Origin of the sequence: Phyllobacterium zundukense, from assembly GCF_002764115.1 — a bacterium.
Taxonomy (GTDB): Bacteria; Pseudomonadota; Alphaproteobacteria; order Rhizobiales; family Rhizobiaceae; genus Phyllobacterium; species Phyllobacterium zundukense.
The window spans coordinates 317,834-337,742 of record NZ_CP017941.1 but is presented as its reverse complement, the minus strand read 5'-3'; the positions used below and the strand labels follow the sequence as shown (position 1 = coordinate 337,742).

The 19,909-nt window shown below is 56.6% G+C and carries 5 protein-coding genes and 2 pseudogenes; 5 read left to right on the top strand and 2 right to left on the bottom strand.

Going from position 1 to position 19,909, the window contains the following annotated elements; genetic code table 11:
- Nucleotides 1–1,877: 1,877 nt before the first annotated feature.
- The 3 genes from BLM14_RS21440 to BLM14_RS21430 all read left to right on the top strand — a co-directional run bounded on the left by BLM14_RS21440 (nucleotide 1,878) and on the right by BLM14_RS21430 (nucleotide 15,296).
- Nucleotides 1,878–11,489, top strand: a complete 9,612-nt coding sequence (locus tag BLM14_RS21440; protein ID WP_133123835.1) for a hypothetical protein — start codon at nucleotides 1,878–1,880, stop codon at nucleotides 11,487–11,489.
- A 139-nt stretch (nucleotides 11,490–11,628) separates the two neighbouring features.
- Complete coding sequence (locus tag BLM14_RS21435) at nucleotides 11,629–13,815, top strand: type I secretion system permease/ATPase (RefSeq protein ID WP_100001899.1); 2,187 nt, start codon at nucleotides 11,629–11,631, stop codon at nucleotides 13,813–13,815.
- Nucleotides 13,812–15,296, top strand: a complete 1,485-nt coding sequence (locus BLM14_RS21430) for an HlyD family type I secretion periplasmic adaptor subunit (RefSeq protein WP_100001898.1) — start codon at nucleotides 13,812–13,814, stop codon at nucleotides 15,294–15,296. Before BLM14_RS21435 ends, BLM14_RS21430 begins: the two co-directional genes overlap by 4 nt.
- Before the next feature lie 256 nt (nucleotides 15,297–15,552).
- Here the strand turns inward: BLM14_RS21430 and BLM14_RS21425 are convergent, their stop codons facing one another.
- Nucleotides 15,553–17,433, bottom strand: a complete 1,881-nt coding sequence (locus BLM14_RS21425; protein ID WP_100001897.1) for an ABC transporter ATP-binding protein — start codon at nucleotides 17,431–17,433, stop codon at nucleotides 15,553–15,555.
- Nucleotides 17,434–17,985: 552 nt separating this feature from the next.
- Between BLM14_RS21425 and BLM14_RS21420 the strand changes: the two are divergent.
- Nucleotides 17,986–18,690 (top strand): annotated as a pseudogene (locus BLM14_RS21420) (IS6 family transposase).
- Between the two features lie 52 nt (nucleotides 18,691–18,742).
- Nucleotides 18,743–19,135, top strand: a pseudogene (locus BLM14_RS21415) (IS6 family transposase); the annotation flags it as partial.
- Between the two features lie 82 nt (nucleotides 19,136–19,217).
- Here the strand turns inward: BLM14_RS21415 and BLM14_RS21410 are convergent.
- Entirely contained in the window at nucleotides 19,218–19,802 is a 585-nt protein-coding gene (locus BLM14_RS21410; RefSeq protein WP_100001896.1) for a dioxygenase family protein, read from the bottom strand.
- Nucleotides 19,803–19,909: the final 107 nt, after the last annotated feature.

Here is a 19,909-nt window from a genome sequence, read left to right as displayed (position 1 = left end):
AAATCCCACATCGTATTGGTAGGGCAATTTTTTCGGCGTCAAGCGTCAACAAATTCGACCCACAGTTTTCAAATCATGACAAATGACTTCACGTTGATTCTTGAGGGTGATGTTTGGAAAATTAAGGGTTCCGGTGTTGTCAGACATAGATCGAGTTTTCGCCTGCGGGCATTTAAGTAAAAGCTCCGACGGCCGCTGCGACGCCGCTCCACACGTTCATTGAGCACTTCAATGATCTTTGCGGCAACCAAAGTGTTTCAGGCGCGGAATCCACGCCGACTGCATTCTTGTGTATCTCAATGCACATTACCTCTTTAAGCTGACACACTTTTTCGACGCTATCTGACGGCCAATGTGCTCATACCCCAGTGAACTATTCAAAAACTGTTAATCCAAAACAACGTGACAAGCCTCTGTTCGGGATATTAAGGACTATTAACGGGGTCGAGTAAGAAGATAAAAACGTAGCGGCTGCTATTGGATTTAATTCTTACAAAGGTCGCTTCAATCGAAGCGATTTGCACGCTGTAATGACGAAACGCTCGATTTTTGGCCTCGTACATTATCGCAAAAAAAATTCTTGAGCAGATTGACAGTATACTATGAAGGCGCTTACCTAAAGGAAATTCGGTGATTGGGGATATCGCTGAATTGTTATAAGAAATGTTGGGGAAAAGTCCAATTAACTTCTTGATTTCTATTTATTGACGTGTGCAGCCGGACTTGGTTCGACGGCGTAGATTATCTATGCCTTAGACAGTAAGAAGTAATAATCGGATTAACTCTGAAGACGTACTTTAATGGTACAAAGATTCAAGAATATTATTTTGACGCGCTGGAGATATACTTATAAATGAGAATGCTGTTGACGATAATGTCGATTTGTCTGACGGTTACTGCATGCATGTCAGAATCCTCCTGTAAGACATTCGACGAGATTAAATACGCTCGGGAAAAACTCAATGAACGGTTTAGTTTTGCTATAAAGAATTTGGAGTTATACAAGGATATATTTTGCTATACGGATAAAAATACCACAATGCGCAATAACAGATCCTGTATTATTGCGTTTGTCTCAAGAAATCAAAAGAGTCATGTTGAGTGGTTCGAGGTAACATTTAATCAAGATGATTGCGCAGCTTCGCGTCCTGATTTTATCGGCAATGATGCGGAAAAAGAATGGTTCGATTCTTGGGTTAACGAAAAAGGAATTCAATAGTATGGCCGACACTATCCGTGACGAATTTTCAGCTGCAGATGCATTAGATCATTGGTCCAACGGGAACGGCAGTACGGTTCATGTAAATCCAGATAGGTATATGAATTCGGGCCCGGGATCGGTGGTAGACTACGGGCGCTTTCTGTCGCCAAATATCTTCGCAGGGATTGATCAACGTGTAGGTTCGCAGACACCGATATTGGAACGCAGCAAAGTCTACCACTATACAGAGTCTGCTTTGCGGGGGAAGGTTAAGAACTACGTCGATGCGGCATATACGTGGGGAAGTTCAGGCTATCAGCTACGAGGCAGTGTGACTGTCATTGGCAAAGACGCATACCAGCTTCAGGGAACAATTCGGCCTTTCGAGGAGGATTTTGATTTCAAGATCAACGCCTGGTACGAAGCGCCGGCAAAATGGGCGGCGGAAAAGATTACTGACTATTTGGCAGGAAAGCCGGGAACTGCCTTTAAAATTTCTTTTCTTGACGAATTCAATCAAAGAATTGGAACGGGCAAAACTGTAAATGCGGTTTTCACAACGGCGGATCTCCAATTAGCAGATCGATTGAGAACGGAGGGTTTGGATTGGCTCGATGCGATGCCGCCCTCGATACCTGACCAGGGTCAAACTTATCGTCAAGCTGAAAATGTAAGTATGCAAAATCTTGCGCGCTATGAAGCACAACAGCGTGCTGATACGCAGCAGCGACATACGTTGGATGCTCGTGACCAGCGCAGTGCGAATGCTGATTTGGCTGACGCACGAGAGAGTCGCACGCTGGGGGCCCGCGACGATGCTCGCGAAGCACGGGATCGGGCGGCGTCGCGCGCGGCCCAGTTGGAGAATTTTCACGACAAGATCGATGCACGCCAAGTGGAGAAGACCAATCCGACCAGCGGTGCCAAACAACAGCTGACCGGCATGCAACCTTCGGAACGCACCATGGCGGAACGAACCCGGCGCGAAAACATCGAGCGAGCCAAGCAGCAAGACCGGCGATTCAACACGGTTACTCCCTCCATTACTCCCTCCATCGAGAACCACTACGGCGGCACGAGCTTTCAAGGCAGTTGGGCAAATGATCCCAACATGCCGACCTTCGACCCGAATCACGCATCAGGTGGTTTGACACCCGGATTTCAGGCCGCTCCCGCCGTGACGCAGCCGAAGCCCGCCCCCCGCCCCGTCGTAGCTATTCCGGTGGCCCGTCCACCCCAGTATCTCGCCTTGCCAAAGATCGGTCCTATTCCAGCGCAAAAGCCAGCTGCCCCTAGTACGGTTGCTGGCTTCTTCGGAGGGCTCGTGGGCGCAATTGGCGGCGTCATCGGTGGCATAGCTGGAATCGTCGGCGGTATTTTTGGGGCCATAGGCGAGGTGATCGGAGGCATTTTTGGTGGTGGTAGCAGCAGCCCGAGTAATAAGGGTGCGGGCCATGGTTCCGACAGTGGCGGAAGGAACAGTGGTGCCAGCAAGGGGATGGGCGCTGCCACTCGGGAAAGCACGAGGAATGAGGACCACAAGAGCCAATGGGGCCGGCCTGTTCTGCTCGACCTCTCTGGCAATGGCCTGACCGTCGATGCGTTGTCATCGTCATCGCAATTTGTCGACCTTAACGGCGATGGGTATCTGCATCGCACCGCCTGGGCGGGTGAGGGGACAGGTGTCCTCATCATTGATACAAACGGCGATGGCAAGATCAACCAGTCGAACGAATTCATTTTCACGGAATGGGACAAGTCTGCGACCGGTGATCTTGAGGCCATCCGCAATGTCTTCGACACCAACCACAACGGCAAGCTCGATGCCGGCGATGCCCGCTGGGCCGAATTCAAGGTCATGGTCAATGGCCAGATGCAGTCGCTCGATGCGCTCGGCATTGCTTCCATCGACCTGACGCCCAAGGGCAGCGGCCAGAATTTTGCCGATGGTTCGGCCATTGTCGGGCGCACCGAATTCACCCGCACGGACGGGACAACCGGCACGGTCGGCGACGCGGTTCTGGCGTCTGATCCGAATGGATACATCGTCAAGCGCACCAGCGTGACCTATGCCGATGGTTCAACCACCGAAGATATTTTGGCCTATAATAAGGACGGCAGCCTGGCCTTCCGCAATCTGATTACCCGCAGCGCCGACGGGCTGACGAAGACAACCCAGTTCGATGATGATGGCAATGGCACGTTTGACCGCTCGCAAATTGAAGTCCTGCGTCTCGCCGGGCTACTGACTGGTGATCCAAGTGCAATCGAGGGCACACCCGGTGACGATTACATCGCGGGCACTGACGGTAACGACACCATTCGCGGGGGCTCCGGCAACGACACGTTCTACGGCAAGGCCGGTAGTGACATACTAATTGGCGGCGGCGGTACGAACCAGGCTGATTATGATGGCTCCGCGGTCGACTATACCTTCACCCGCAATGCCGATGGCACGGTAACAGTCGCGCATGCCACGAACGGTGTGGACACCCTGATCGATATCGATGCTGTCTGGTTCTATGGCGAGAACCAGTGGTATTCCCTCGATGATCTGGCACCGCACGGCACCGGAACGAGGGTTAGTGTGGGCACAGCAGGAGACGACTATCTTGCCGGCACCGACGGCAATGACATCCTTCGCGGCGGTGACGGTAACGACACCTTGTTCGGCGGGCATGGCAATGATGTCATCAAGGGCGGGGGTGGCAGCTACAACCAAGCTGACTATGATGGTGTCGCTGCCGATTACACTTTCACCCGCAATGCGGATGGAACAGTAACGGTCGCGCACGCGACCAATGGTGTCGACACCCTCAGCGAAATCAACGGGCTCTGGTTCAATGGCGAGGAAAAGTGGTACTCGCTCGATGAATTGGCACCGCTAAATTCCGGAGAGACGGTATCCGTCGGAACCGGCAACGGCAATTATTTCGGCGGTACGGACTATGCCGACAGGATCAATTTCACGGGTGGAAGCGGAAACTATGTCGACGCCGGAGGTGGCTCCGACACGGTTGTCTTCGCCGGTGACGTAACCGCGTACCGGATTCTCGGCGAAGGCGATCGCTTTACGGTCACCCATGCCGCCACTGGCGACAGTGTCCAGTTCACCAATGTCGAATTCATCAAGTTTGCGGGTGCGCCGGCACTGTCGCTGGTCGACATAGTGGCGAATTCCGGTCATGTCCCCGGTGCGACATGGTCCGAACCGCAGATCATCGACAAATCACGTACCCGCACCATTTCGAACTTCAATGCCGATGGCTCGCTCTTGAACCGCACGACCATTGTCACCAGCGCGGACAGGAAGACAATCACCACCACGGTCGACCAGGACGGCGACGGATTGGCTGACCAGAGCGAGACTTTCGTCACCAACGCCGACGGCTCGACAGTCACGACAACCAGGGCGTTCAGCCTTGATGGTTCGCTCAGCAAACAGATCAACGTGACCGCGAGCGCCGATGGCCTGTCGAAGACAACGCGCACCGATGCGAATGGCGATGGCGTCTACGAACTCAATACCATCGAAATGACTATCATTGATGCCGATGGCGGCCGCACCAGGACGGTGGACAGCAAGAGCGCTGATGGGACACTGATTGCGACAACCATCACCCGGACCAGCGCCGACAATCGAACACGGACCGTCCAGTATGACCACAGTGGCAACGGCACGTTCGACGAGAGCGAAACAACCAGCATTGCGGTCGATGGTTCCGGTCAGATCACAACAACAGTCTCGAGCTTCAACGCCGATCAATCGCTGCGTGACAAGACCATCACCGTAACGAGCGCCGACGGTCTGTCGCAGACCACATCCAGCGACCTGACCGGTGACGGTGTCGTCGACCGCGTCACCTCGCAAGTAACGGTGGTCGGAGCCGATACAAGCCGGACACAAACGGAAGAGGTGTGGAGCGCCGATGGCACACTGCTGGCGAAGTCCATCACCACAACAAGCGGCGATGGCAAGACCATTACCGTCGATGAGGATCAGAACGGCGATGGCGCGTGGGATTCCCGGACGACCGTGATCGTCAATGCGGATGGGTCGACGACGCAAACGGTGATGGGCCTCAATCCGGATGGCTCGCTGCTGAGCAAGGCAATTGCCGTGACAACAGCAGATGGCCTTTCGACCACAACCAGCTCCGATTTGAATGGCGACGGCACGATCGATCGCACCGAAACGGATGTCACCACAGTCAATGCCGACGGCAGCCGGACGCAAACGGTGGTTGCAAAGAACGCAGATGTCTCGATCATCAGCAGGACGGTCAAAACAACATCAGCTGACAGCCTGACCCAAACGGTCGAGCAGGATCTCAATGGCGATGGTCTGATCGATCAGGTTGTCAGCACCGTAATTGTGCTCAATGCCGATGGCAGCCGCCAGCAAACCACCACAACAAGGAGCGGCGATGGTGCGCTGCTTGGCAAGACGGTGACATTGACCAGCACCGATCGCAAGACGACGACGGTCACCACCGACAGTGACGGCGATGGCAACGTCGATCAGACGGCGATCCAGGTTCTGAACGCTGACGGCAGCAAGACCGCGACCATTACCCGGACGAATTCCGTCGGCGCGCTTCTGGCAAAGTCGGTTACCACAACGAGTGCGAATGGTCTTGACGTCACGACGACCGATGATGTCGACGGTGACGGTTCGATCGACAAGAAGACGGTCGACCTAACCGTGCTCAATGCCAATGGCAGCCGCACCCGGACGGTCACGACAACGAGCGGCAATGGTGCATTGATCAGCGAAACCGTGACCAAGGTCAGTGCCAATGGACTGGTCAAGACCGTGGACGTGAATGTTGACGGTTCGGGTCCCGTCGACGCCAAAACGACCGAAACCTCGATTTTCAATGCCGACGGTTCGATAACGAAGACAGTCTCCAATTACGCCGGAACGAGCCTGAAGGACCGGACGGTCACCACGGTGAGCGCCAACGGGTTGAATTCGTCGGCGCAGATCGATGCCGATGGCAATGGCACAGTCGACCGGATTGCGACATCGTCGAAGACTTTGAACACGGATGGTTCAACCGTTGAGACCATTGAAACAAGGTCGGTCAGCGGGACGCTGCTGGCAAAATCTGTCAGGAACACAAGCGCCAACGGCAGAAACATCTCGGTCGATGAAGACGTGAACGGCGATGGGGCGATCGACACGCGGCGCACCGTGCTGGTCAACGCCGATGGTTCGACGACGGAGACCGTCCGCGAATTCAATCCGAATGGAACGCTGGTTGCCAAGAGCGTGACGGACACTTCCGCCAACGGGCTGTCGAAGACGATCCATTCGGATCTCAATGGTGACGGCACGGATGATGCGGTCACGACCGATGTCATGAGCCTCAATGCCGACGGTAGCCGCGCACAGACTGTGGCGTCACGGAGCAGTGATGGCACATTGCTCGGCACGGCAACGACCACCACCTCGGCAAACGGGCTGACCCGGACGCTGGAAAAAGACATCACCGGCGACGGTGTTGTCGACGAGGTCACGACTAGCGCCGTCATCATCAACGCCGATGGCAGCCGCCAGGAAATGGCGGAAACCAGGAGCGGCAACGACACCCTGCTTGGCAAGACCGTCACGCTGACCAGCGCCGATCGCCGGACCACGACCATCACGACTGATGACAATGGCGACGGCGAGGTCGATCAGACAATAGTCGAAGTCCTGAACGTCGATGGCAGTCGGACCAGAACGGTCACCCGGACGAATGCCGATGGGACGATCTATGCCAGATCAATCTCCACCACCAGCGCCAGCGGCCTGACGGTAACCACGTGGAACGATGTCAACGGCGACGGCGTCATTGACGAGAAAATTGTCGATACAACCATTCTCAATGCCGATGGCAGCCGGACCCAGACCGTCACGACCACAAGCTCCGATGGTACGCTGCTAGACAAAACCGTTACAACGATCTTCACCAATGGCCTTGTCATATCAGTCGATACTGATCTGAACGGAGATGGCAGCGTCGATACGACTGTATGGGATGCCACTGTACTCAATGCCGATGGCTCTGTGACAAAGACCGTTTCGGAGGTAGCCGGTAGTGCTTTGATTGATCGGACAATCACGACGGTCAGCGCCAATGGTCTGACATCGATCGTTCAGTCCGATCTCGATGGCAACGGGACCGTTGATGCAACCGCCACGACGACCAAAGCCTTGAATGCCGACGGTTCGACAGTTGAAACCCTCTCGACGATCAATGCCTCGGGTAACCTGATTTCGAAGTCTGTGACGACCGTTTCCGCCAACGCGAACAGCACGTCCCTTGATGACGATATCAATGGCGACGGCGTGGTGGACCGACATGAAACACGTGTCGTCAATGCCGACGGCTCGACAACGCAAACCGTCGATCAATATAAGGCGAACGGTTCACTGATGAGCCGATCGGTGACGGAAACGTCGGCCGACGGCCTGTCGACGATCACCAGGATCGATTCCAGCGGCGACGGCGTGTTCGACCTTTCCACCAACGACACGACGGTGCTCAATGCCGATGGCAGCCGGACCCGGTCGATCGTCGAACTTGGCGCAAATGACACGCCCGCCTGGCGTACCACGGTGGTTGTCAGTGCAAACGGCCTGACGAAAGCCACGACATGGGCATTGGGCACGGGAGCAACTTTGCGCTCAATGAGCGAGGTCAGCGTGCTGAATGCCGACGGCAGCACGATCCAGACCGTCAGCTACAACAAAGCCAACGGCACACTTGAAAGCAATACGACAACGACGTTGAGTGCCGACAAGCGCACAACAACGGTGGTCAAAGACATTGACGGTGACGGCAAGACTAACCAGCAGGCGCTCACCGTTGAAAATGCCGATGGAAGTACGGTCCAGACCCTGACGGATTATGGGCCTGACGGGACAACCGTTATCGGCAAGAAGGCCATCACAACCAGCGCGGACAGCCTGTCGGAGACGATCGACTACGATATCGATGGCAATGGAACGATCGATACCAGAACCACCCGCACCGTCGTTCTTAATCCGAATGGTAGCAAGACGGAGACGCTCAGCACATTTGGCTCCGGTGGATTGGTGCTGAAGGGCAAGACCGTTGCCGACACATCGGCGGACGGCCTGACTGTTGCCACGAAATGGGACACCACCGGTACGGGCAGCTTCAATCGCACCGAGACCGATGCGACAGTCCTTAACACGGATGGATCGCGCACCCGAACGATCAGCATCTTCGCAGCTGGCGTTCTTACAAAGCGTCAGCTGATCGGCACAAGCGCCAACGGCCTGTCAGTCACCACGCAATGGGATACGATTGGCTCGGGCACATACGACCAGAAGGCGACGGACGTCACCACGATCAACAGCGACGGGAGCCGCACACGCACCGTTGCCAATACCAAATCCGACGGCACGGTGCTGTCCTGGAGCGTCGAGACGACCAGTGCCGACGGTCGCACCGTCACCGTTCAGGACGAGCGAGCGGGTCTTGGTCAGCGCACGCGCAAGATCGTCAGGGACATCCTCGCTGATGGATCAATCGTCGATACGGTATTGACTACCGACGCCAGTGGGAATGCCACCGACTGGACGGTCACATCGAGTCTGGCCGATGGCCGCTATGTCACCATCGAACGGGAGACCAATGGCGACGACAACGTCGATCAAAAAGAAGAGCGTATTCAGGCGGTCGACGGGTCGCTGACAACGACGATCACCGGCTTCCGCGCTGACCACGGCGTGGCCAACCGGACGACCGCAAAGGTCTCTGCCGATGGCCTGACGACAACCACGGAGTGGGATCTTGACGGCGAAGGCACGATTGATCGCCGCCGCACCACCACAAACACCTTTAATGTCGACGGCAGCCAGCGCAGTGTCACCAGTGATACCGACGAAACCGGCAAGCTGGTTTCCAGGACCACGATCGTCAGAAACGCCGATGGCACGACGCGCACCACCTCGCGGGATGTGAACGGCAGCGGCACCGTCGATCAGGTTGAAACGGTCACCGTTGACCTGTCCGGGGCAAGCATCACGACAGTCACCAATAGTGCCGAAGCGCGAGAACTCAGCAATCTCGTCGCGGGTGAGGTTTATTGGGCGAAGGCAATCGCTGCGAAGGTAGAAACCACCGTTTCCACCGATGGTCTGATGGCAACTGTCCGCTCGGACTTCGATGGCAATGGCACCTTCGAGCACGTTATGGTGTCGAAGACACAGATCGATGGTTCGATTGTTTCGACGATCACCGAAACCAATGCCGACGGCAGCGTCAAGGCAAAGGGCACCATCACCACCAGTGCCGATGGCCTCGTAACGGTCCTCAACAAGGACGCCAACAATGATGGAACCTACGATCGCACCGAAACGGCGGTCACGCGCAATGACGGTTCGATCACGCTCACCGCTGTCGATCGAAACACGAATGGTAGCTTGAAAGAAACCGTCACGGAGAGTTTCACGGCCGCCGGAAAATTGCTCAGCAGCCTCACCACGGATTCTGCCGGACGCAAGACGGCGGAAATAATGCTTAATGTTGACGGCACAACAACAGCGAAAACGTTTGCCGCCGCTGGCGGCCAGCAATTGAGCGTCAGCCAGCTCAACACGAAGGGGATACTCACCAGCGCCACGCTTTACGATCCGCTGAATGCCAATCCGTGGAGCCGTGTCGAACAATCTTTTGATGCTGCCGGCAAGAAGACACTCGAAAAGCAGTTCAATGACGACGGCATACGGGCGGATATCACTTTCGATGCGGCTTCTGGCCAGCAAAAGCAGGTGAATTTCTACAGCGCGACAAATGTGCTGACAGGAACGACGACCTATGACTGGACCAGCGTCAATCCGTGGACACGCATGGAGCGCAGCTATAACGCTGCGGGGCAAATAACCTACCAGAATGAATTTCAGGACAACGGAACGCGGACGGCCTACACGTATGACCCTGCCAATGCGCAGGCCTGGACACAAATCGTGCAGTCCTTCGACACTGCCAACCGGCTCACCTATCAGAACCAGTTCAACGACAATGGCACGCGGTCGGCAATTACCCTGGACCCGACCAATGCGCAGCCGTGGTCACGGGTAGACCAGAACTTTGATACAGCCAACCGCTTGACCTATCAGCTCAACAGCAATGATGACGGAACGAAAACCGCTTACACATGGGATGCGACGAACGCCCAGACATGGTCATACATTGTCCAGCTACTCGATACGACTGGGAGTCTGACGACCCAGTATAACATTTATGACAACAGCACGCAGATCCACATCGTCTACGACCCGCACAACATCGCGACATGGTCAAACATCCAGTATCATTTCAATGCGGCGGGTCAACTGCTGCTGGACATGCCGACTTTCGATAATGGCACCCGGACCGAAACCTATTTTGATCCGACGAATGCGCAGACGTGGTCACGTATAGTGCGAACGTTCAATTCTGCGGGGACACCCGTCACCGAAACGCAGTATTACGACGATGGCCGCCGCATCGAACTATCCAATTATTCCAATGGTCGGTTCCACCTCGGCATGCGATATGCCTCCAATGGGAATTTTGAAGGCAAAACCGAGTACTACGACAATGGTGGGTACAAGGTTTGGCGGCTGACCTATAGCTGGACAGAATATAACGCCAGCGGCCAGGTCATTGGCCATTGGAGCCATATGACCGACAAAGATCCCATCCTGCTTGATTTGAATGGCGACAATCACATTGACCTTCGTCCATTCGATCCGCAGGAATTCGCCGACGACACGGGTCCCAAGTATGATTGGGATGAGGACGGTATCCGCGACGGCACGGCATGGGTCGGACCGCAGGACGGGTTCCTGGCCATCGACCTTGGATCCGATGGTGCGGCAGGTGCCGATGGCCTCATCGATCAGGCGAGGGAACTGGCATTCTCCATGTGGCCCGAAGGGATAACTGAGGGTGACGAACCGACCGACCTTGAGGCTTTGCGACTGGTTTTCGATACCAATCATGATGACGTTCTCGACAGCAATGATGCCCGATGGAACGAGTTCCGCGTCTGGCAGGATTTGAACCAGAACGGCATCAGTGATCAGGGCGAGCTCAAGACTATGTCGGAGGCCGGGATCAGGCTCGTCAACCTGCTGCCATCCTCGCAAGGAGCGACCCAGTTCCCGGATGGCTCGGCCATCACCGGCACCAGCTCCTATGAGATGACCGACGGCACGACCAGACTGGTTGGCGATGCGACGCTTGCGTTCGCTTCGTCGGTCAGGGCGAGCAACCCTGCATAAGGGTATTATCCCATGGAGGCGGCGCATTCTCGCGCCGCTTCCCGTTATCGATTGTCGCGATTGCTCTCCAGCCCGTTCCGTCCTTTCTCCGTACATGAATCCGTAATCCTGCACTCGAACAGAACTCGCCGGCACAGCAATGGATAGCATCACGATCGACACAGAAATTGCCGGGGACACGAGTTCAGGGCCGGATGAGCCTTTGCCCGACAGCGGGCTGATTGCTCTTACGACGATTGCCGGCTACTATCGCATTTCATCTCGTCCGGAGACCCTGGCACACGAATACGCCTTGAAGGGGCTCGCCGGGCGCGAAGATATCCTGCGTGCCGCCAGCTCTATCGGCCTCAAATCCAAAGTCATCGATGCCCGCACAGAGCAGCGCCTGAAAACGCTGCCGGCGCCGGCCATAGCCTGTCTAACCGACGGTACGTTCGCGATCTTTGGCGGTGCCGTCGAGGAGGGGCTCTATCGTCTCGTCAATCCCGTCAATTTCACCTCGCGCAATGTCAGTGCAAGCGATCTTTTGCAGCTGACCGGCGGAAAGTTCATCCTCGTCCAAAGGCGGTTCGCCGGTCCCGGCGTTTCCCGGGAGAGTTTCGGCTTCCGCTGGTTTCTGCCATCGATCTGGCGCTACCGGCGCTCATTGGGGCATGTGCTCCTGGCATCGCTGTTCGTGCAGCTGTTTGCACTGGTGACGCCACTGTTCTTCCAGGTCGTGGTCGACAAGGTGCTGGCACACCGCAGCTATTCGACTCTGATCGTCCTGGTCATCGGCCTTGCTACGGTTGGCCTGTTCGATGTGTTCCTGCAGTATCTGCGCACCTATGCCCTGTCGCACACCACCAACCGCATCGATGTCGAACTCGGACGCCGACTGTTTCGCCATCTGCTCAATCTGCCGCTCAGCTATTTCGAGACGCGCGCTGCCGGTCAGACGGTGGCGCGGGTGCGCGAGCTCGAAACCATCCGCAACTTCCTCACCGGGCAGGGGCTGTTTTCCGGGCTCGATTTCATCTTCACCATAGTCTTCATTTTTGTACTGTTCTGCTATTCGACGAAACTTGCATGGATCGTCGTTGCCTCCGTTCCCTTCTATCTTGCCATCGGCTTTCTCATTCGCCCGTTCCTGAAAGAACGCATTGACGAAAAGTTCGATCGCGGAGCCTATAGCCAGCAATTGCTGGTCGAGACCGTGGTCGGTGTGCAGACGCTGAAGGCGTCTGCTGTCGAACCCGTCGTTGCCGCGCAGTGGGAAGAGCGGCTCGCCGCCTATGTCCAGTCTTCCTTTGCCGCAACCATGCTGGCGGCAAAGGGGCAGAACGCCATTCAATATGTCAGCAAGATCACCAGCGCGGCATTGCTTCTGTTTGGTGCGCAGGCTGTGATCAATGGCGAGCTGACGGTCGGAGCACTGGTGGCCTTCAACATGATCGCCGGGCAGGTGGCCCAGCCGATCCTGCGGCTATCGCAGCTGTGGCAGGATTTCCAGCAGGTTCAAGTTTCCGTCTCGCGCCTTGCCGACATTCTCAACGCGCCGCAGGAGCCGCGCCCGGCCATTGCGGTTAGCCTGCCTGCACCGAAGGGTGCGATTGAGTTCAAGTCGGTGAATTTCCGCTATTCTCCGGATGGCCAGGACGTTTTGAAAGACATCACGCTCAACGTCAGGCCCGGGGAGGTCATTGGCATCGTCGGGCCTTCGGGATCGGGCAAATCGACGCTGACCAAACTCGTCCAGCGCTTTTACATTCCGAACAACGGCCAGGTGTTCATTGACGGGCAGGATATCGCCCAGGTTGATCCTGCATGGCTCAGAGCAAGCATCGGCGTCGTTCTCCAGGAGAACATGCTGTTTAACCGGACAATCCACGACAATATTGTTCTCGCCAATCCCGCTATGTCGCGCGAAGCCGCCATGCGCATGGCAAAACTCTCCGGAGCCGACGAGTTTATCTCGAAATTGCCGCGCGGCTACGACACCTTGATTGAAGAGCGCGGTGCCAATCTTTCTGGTGGCCAACGCCAGCGCCTGGCGATTGCCCGGGCGCTCGCCACCAATCCGCCTATTCTCATACTTGATGAAGCCACCAGTGCGCTCGACTATGAGAGCGAGCGGATCATCCTGGCCAATATGCGCGAGATCGTGCGCGGACGCACTGTGATCATTATCGCTCACCGGCTCGCCACCGTACGGCACTGCCATCGTATCGTCGGCATGAAGGACGGGCGCATTCTTGAGGAAGGAACGCACGACACGCTCTTGGCACGTCCCGACGGTCTTTATGCCCACCTCTGGAAACTTCAAACCGGGAGTGTGCAGGGATGAGCTCGCCAACCGTTGCAGCAATCAAGGCAAAAGCATTGAAGGGCGCTGCCAAACGGCAGCGCGACGACACCGCATTTCTGCCTGCAGCTCTGGAAATACTCGAAACGCCGACCTCGCCGATCCGTACGGCTTTCATCTGGTTCATTTGTATTTTGGCCTCAAGCGCACTGCTCTGGAGCTATCTCGGAACGTTCGACATTGTGGCAACCGCACAAGGCAAGGTTCAGCCGACGGGTCGGGTCAAGGTCATTCAGTCCATCGAGATGGGCAGAACACGCGCCGTTCCTGTTTCGAACGGCATGACTGTCAAGGCAGGTGAGGTTATCGTCGAACTGGATGACACCGAGATCAAAGCGGAGGAAACTGGCATCGCTGCCGGCCTTGCCGCCTATCGCGCCGAAGTGGCGCGCCGGGAAGCAGTACTGTTGACCGTTGCGGCATGGCAAAAGGACGGGATATGGACGTCCGGTCCGGTGGCTGAGCAACCGATTTCCATTCCCAACGATGTCCCGGATGTCATCCGCCGCCGCGAACAGCTGATTTACCAGGCCGATGTTACACAGCTGCATTCCTCGCTGGATAATCTCGCGGCCCAGCGCGGGCAGCGTCAGACCGAGATTGACGGTCTGACGAAGACAATCGCGGCGCAAACGGCCCTGGTTACAACGCTTGCCGAGCGGGTCGCCATGCGCACGGAACTGATCCCTTCGGCCGCCGGATCGCGGGCGCAGGTCATCGATGCCCTGCAGTCGCAGCAGGAGGCGGAAACCAGTATGGTGACACAGACTGGCCAGTTGGCAGCGGCCTATGCGGCCCTCAATGTTGCCACCAGCGAGGCAGCCAAGCTGGCGAACAGCTTTGTCGCTGACAATGTGCAGAAACTCTCCGATGCGGCGCGCCGCGTCGATGAATTGGAGCAGCAGCTGGTCAAGGCAAGCAAGCGTCGCCAGTCGATGACGATCAAAAGCCCGATCGACGGCACCGTTCAGGCATCGGCGATCACCACGGTCGGACAGGTGGTGTCGGCCGGCAGTGAACTGATGCGCATCGTTCCGGGCAATGCCTCGCTCGAGATCGAGGCCTATCTTCCCAACCATGACATCGGCTTCGTCGCTGCCGGACAGCCCGCCGTCATCAAGATCGAGGCGTTTCCGTTTACCCGCTATGGCACCATCGAGGGCCGCGTCGATCGCGTGGCGACCGATGCGATCCCCGAACCCGACGCACAGCAGCTGGAAGGGGCGGCGGCCAAGGAACTCGAAAGCATCATTCCAACCGGTAATGTCCAGCGCATGCAGAATCTCGTGTTCCCGGTCACGATCAAACCTGACACGACGCTGATTGAGGTCGACGGCCGCAACATGCCGCTGTCGCCGGGGATGGCCGTGACGGTTGAGGTCAAGACCGGCAAACGGCGCATTCTTGAATATCTGTTCTCGCCGCTCGCGGAGATTTCCTCGCAGGCCATGCAGGAACGGTAGGGGTAAGGTCCGTTTTTCCCTTCATAATGCAGCCGGACCCGAGGCTGATGGCCTTTGCGGCGACGCACGCCGGTCTGCGCCAACGTCCATTGGAAAGCGCTCATGCCGATATGCTCTGAAGAGTGAGTGTAGAATTTTTGGAACCAATCGAAGTCAGTGCGAATCCGCAATTGTAGGCATTTTCAAACGAAGAGTTCCTGGCGACGTCCATTGTGTGGACTCGCATCCTCTCCCTTTTTGGGCAAGCTGCCAGTGGTCAGGTGGCAGGCGATGTCGGTAGAGGTTCGTCAAGTTCGTCAGGAATAAAGCCCCCGGTCTGGCGTTTCCACAGACGGGCAAACAAGCCATCCTCTTCGACCAGCTTGTTTGGGTTGCCTTCTTCCACGATGCGTCCCTGATCGAGCACGACGATTCGGTCCATCCTGGCAATCGTCGAAAGGCGGTGTGCTATTGCAATCACCGTCTTTCCCTCCATTACCAGATTGAGCTTTTCCTGGATGGCGGCCTCAGATTCGCTGTCGAGGGCGGAGGTCGCCTCGTCCAGCACTAGGATCGGCGCGTCCTTCAATAGGACGCGCGCAATGGCGATACGCTGGCGCTGGCCGCCGGACAGCTTGATGCCGCGATCCCCAACGAAGGCGGCGTAGCCCTTGCGGCCTTCGACATCGGTAAGATCGCTGATAAACGCATCGGCCTTTGCGGTCTTCGCCGCCCATTCGATCTCGTCCTGTGTCGCCTCCGGCCGGCCGTAGCGGATATTGTCACCGACCGAGCGGTGCAGCAACGCCACATCCTGCGCGATGACCCCGATGTTGCGGCGAAGGCTTGCCTGCGCGACCGTGCGAATGTCCTGCCCGTCGATCAGAATTGCACCGTCCCGTATATCGTAAAAGCGCAGCAGCAAGCTCACCAGCGTTGTTTTGCCCGCCCCGGAGAGGCCGACCAGGCCCACCTTCTCGCCGGGCTGGACCGTCAGCGACAGCTGGTCGATCACCGGCTTGCCGGAGTTGTAGGCGAAGCGCACATTTTCAAAATGGATCTGTCCTCGGCCGACTGTCAGTTCGGCCGCGTCCGACCGATCCGTGATGGTGGGCGGCGTCGTCATGACTGGCATGGCGTCCTTGATCGTGCCGATCGCCTGAAAGATCTGCTGGCCCATCTGCAGGAAGGTGAAGGTGTGACCTGATAGCCGGTTGAGGATGTAGACTGCCCCAACGAACTCGCCGACCGTTAGAAAGCCGTTGACGAGGCCCGAAAAACCAATCGAAAGCATGGCCAGCCAGAGCGCCATGTTAAGCGCCACGACAGTCAGTTCCGACGTGCGGTAGATGCGTTGTTCCTTATGCTGTGTCTGCACGGACTTCTGGATGATGCGTCGTATGGCACCGGCCTCGCTGTCTTCGGCCGCAAACTGCTTGATCATCTGCATGTTGGTGTAGAGATCGGTGATGGCGCCGGCCACCAGGCTGCGCTGCTTGGCGGTGTTGCGTGAGCGTTCTACGAAGATCGGCGCCATCTTGATGGCGAGAGCCATGTTGAGCGCGATCCAGATGACGACGGGTAGGGCGAGTTGCCAAGACAGGCTAGTGAGCAAGATAACGGAGCCGACCATTTGCAGCACGAAGCGCGGGATGGACTGGAAGGCGGCGATGATCTGCTGCTGTACGGCGGAGGCCACCTGCGACAGGCGCGAGGCGACCTGACCGGCAAAGAGGTCATGGAAAAAGGCAAGATCCTGTCGCTCGACTGCCTTGTGACCCTGCCACTGGATGGCGGCCGGCATTCCGACGCCGAGCGTATGCGAGTTGAGAGTGTTTAGAAGGAACGAGGCGACCGGCATGGCCGGAAAGATCAGGAAACCCAGAAAAGTCAGGAGCGGCCATTCGTTCTGCAGAAAGGCGGACGCGCCCTGTTGCGTGACGCCATCGACGATGACCGAAAGCCCCCAGACGATCGCCAAGTTGATGGCCTCGATCGCCATGGAGGAAAGCGCCAAGGCGATCAGAACGCCGCGGAACATCGAGATGAAGTGCAGCAAAACAGCTACCGGTCCTTTGCTAGGCAGCGGCTGGTAGGGGATGTCGAGCGGCCGGATCAACCTTTCGAACGGACGATAGATGGCATCTGAAATTGACATGAGCCTCTCGGATCAAACATCGGGAGAAGGGGCAGAGGAGTCAACTACGAGGGTCGCATACGATCATTTTCCCACTGCAATCTCAACAAGAAATCCCGGATAAGTGCGTGTGGCCTTGATTTCATCAGTGGCGGTCGATGGGATGGAATCACCACCGGTCTCTTCACCGGCACAGCTCTAACAAGCGTCGACAAATGCGATGGTCACCACGGGGCGCGCAGCGCGTGCTCCAGACGAGAGTAGCAGTGCTCGATGGACGACTGCGGGATGGTCGGTTTTCTCTTGTCGCCTAACCCCAAGATTCCTTCCACTCTCGTGTAAATCGACAGAGGGAGTCACTTCTTTGGTCGCGTCGATTTCATAAACGTCCAGCTCGCCAAATAGCTCGCCAAACTCGCCAGAGCTGGATGAGCAGATCGCCTACTCTGCCGTCCCGGGCGTAGGCGAGATGGTTAGCAAGCAGGAATTGCTAAGATCAACCATCGCTTCATGATCGCCCCGGTGATGTCAGGTTAACGTTTCGTCATCGATTTGGGATGTAATCGCTGCAGGATGCATGTTCCTTCCATTCGTTACAAACGCCATCGATTTCCTGCTTCAATCATCGCTCATGCGGTGTGGCTGTACTACCGGTTTCCCTTGAGCCTGCGGCATATCGAGGAATTGCTGCTCGAGCGTGGGATCAGGGTGTCGTATGAGACGATCCGGCAGTGGACACGAAAGTTCGGGTCGGAATATGCTCGCCGGATTCGAAGAAAGCCTCCATCATCACAAGATATCTGGTATCTGGACGAAGCCGCCGTCAGCATCAATGGTAAAAGACACTGGCTCTGGCGTGCCGTCGATCAGGATGGATATGTTCTCGACGAAATCGTTCAAAACCGGCGCAACAGCTAGGCTGCACGGCGGTTGCTGACACGGCTTATGCGGAAGCAAGGTATCCTGCCGAAGCGGATGATCACCGACAAGTTGCGCTCCTACGAAGCCGCCAGACGCCAGGTCATGGCCAACGTCGAGCATCGCTCGCACAAAGGGTTAAACAATCGGGCGGAGAATTCTCACCTGCCGTTGCGAAAACGGGAGCGAGTGATGCAGGGTTTCCGATCATCGGGAAGCTTGCAGCGGTTTATCTCGATCTTCTCTACCGTCCGCAACCTCTTCGTTCCACCCCACTCACAACGTTCGGCATGCCAGATTTATCTCCACCGCCTGAATGCCATGGCAGAGTGGAAAGCCATGGCAGAAGCACTCGCCTGAAATCAACAGGGCGACCATCCTCGTGACCTGAAAATTTAACCTGACATCACCCGATGAAATCGTCCAGAACCGCCGCAACACCAAGGCAGCAAAGCGATTGCTAACAAGGCTCCTGAGAAAGCAGGGGCTCGTGCCAAAGAGAATGATCACCGACAAGCTCCGCTCCTATGGAGCAGCAAAGCGGCAGGTCATGCCGGGCGTCGAACATCGGTCGCATAAAGGCCTCAACAACCGGGCCGAAAATTCGCACGTACCGTTACGAAAACGCGAGCGGATGATGCAGGGCTTCCGATCTCCAGGAGGGCTGCAACGCTTCGTCGCGATTTTCTCCGCTATCAGAAATCTCTTCGTCCCACCCCACTCCAAACGTTCAGCAAATGCCATCCACCTTCATCGCCTCAAGGCAATGGCGCAGTGGAATGCCGTAACGGGCGCGACTGCCTGAAACACACCGCCGAGGCAAACTCCGTCTCATCCACCTTGATGTGACAAGCCCGAGCAGGCTAGAGCTGGCATTCGAAGAGTGCTCACACAATGAAGTCGAATCGACCGAATTTGCCGTCCGCCGTGTCGCGCATTCGGAGCAAAAGCCGCTCATCAAATATGCGGTCGCGTGCGTTCAGGGGCTCGCCCGGAAAATACAGCTGGGTCGTCAAAACGTTCCCGCCTGGCTTTTGTACTTTCACATGGTAATGGCGCGTGCGCCCCGGATAGAGCGATGGAATGATGGTCGAAAACCACCAGCGGCCACGCTGGTCTGTGAATTGATGACCACGCAACCTGTAGCCAACGCGGTCATATGAGCCATGCTCATCCGCGTGCCAAAGCTCAACGAGTGCCCTGTCGACGGGTTTGCAGTCCGTCTCCAACACAAATCCGCCTAGGGTGATCCTCATACCGTCAGGCGCGTCGGCGGCAAAGTCCTGTTTGAGTGGCGAGCTGGGCTTGTAATAGGGTCCTTCTGTCTGCGTGATGGTCAGCTCATCCGCATCCTTGCATGCCGGCGTCAACTCGAGCGCGGATTGTGCGGCATTCGCTTCAAAAATGCCTGCCGCTTTGATCGACGGCACAGCTAGAAATGCAGCGAGGACCGATCGACGTGTCGATTTCATCTTCTTAATCCCACATCTATGTTGGAATGCGTCTCATCACTTAATCACTATTGGCTGCCCTGGCGGAAAAGCTTTTCAGGCAAGTGCAACCGCACGGTACTTTGGCC

Coding starts and splice junctions, on each gene's coding strand:
- BLM14_RS21440 (WP_133123835.1), top strand. CDS start 1,878: ATGCAAAATCTTGCGCGCTATGAAGCACAACAGCGTGCTGATACGCAG.
- BLM14_RS21410 (WP_100001896.1), bottom strand. CDS start 19,802: ATGAAATCGACACGTCGATCGGTCCTCGCTGCATTTCTAGCTGTGCCG.
- BLM14_RS21435 (WP_100001899.1), top strand. CDS start 11,629: ATGGATAGCATCACGATCGACACAGAAATTGCCGGGGACACGAGTTCA.
- BLM14_RS21425 (WP_100001897.1), bottom strand. CDS start 17,433: ATGTCAATTTCAGATGCCATCTATCGTCCGTTCGAAAGGTTGATCCGG.
- BLM14_RS21430 (WP_100001898.1), top strand. CDS start 13,812: ATGAGCTCGCCAACCGTTGCAGCAATCAAGGCAAAAGCATTGAAGGGC.